1 protein-coding gene is annotated in these 685 nt (G+C 48.6%); it reads left to right on the top strand.

From position 1 onward, the window contains the following. Positions 1-287, top strand: a 287-nt coding sequence (locus ACXJ7R_RS35415; protein WP_457155844.1) for a hypothetical protein, incomplete at its 5' end; no start/stop codon positions are given. Between the last annotated feature and the right edge of the window lie 398 nt (positions 288-685).

The following is a 685-nucleotide window of genomic DNA, read 5'->3' as shown; positions in this document are numbered from 1 at the left end:
CTGTAAGGGAGGCAATTGAAAGCGGCGGCATAACGTTGGTTCCAACTGGTGACGCGAAAGATTACGGACGGAATCTAACAAACGCTGGATTTGTTGAGACAAATACAACCATGCCAATTGCTGGAGACGTTGTAGTTATACAGGGAATAGATGGGCATCTTTCSGGACACATGGCTATCTATGACGGTAGAATATGGRTTTCCGATTTCATACAAAATGAAAGCCTTTACCCAAATCGGGCTTATCGCCAAATAAAGCCCAAATATAAAATTTACCGCCACCCCTGAGAGTAACAATGAAAAGTTACTCGTCTTCCAAGATCAAAGTCCATCTGGTACGCTGGAGAAACCACTTTATGTGGACTCACATGCAAAACCGCCGCTCTAGATGTGAGTTTCAGCAGGTCGTTCATTCGGTCCTGAGCGAGGAAGCTGAAATTTCTGAAGCTTTAGCAGTTCTCGGAGGACCGAGTGAACGTCCATAAGAATTCCGGAGGCAAAACCGCTCACACTTTCCCTGGAATTGCTTTTAGCTAGAAGGCGATCTTCACTCCGAGCTTGGCGCCGACGGTGGAACTGTCGGACGAAGCCTTGCCACGGACTTCGCCGTTGACGGTGGTCAACTCCGACATCTTCAGGTTGAAGCCGGTCGACAGCGCGGCGGAAAAATCCGCATCGTCGAAGTC

Source organism: Mesorhizobium sp. P5_C1, assembly GCF_054049815.1.
The sequence above is the reverse complement of the archived record's forward strand: the minus strand, read 5'-3'. Positions and strand labels throughout refer to the sequence as shown.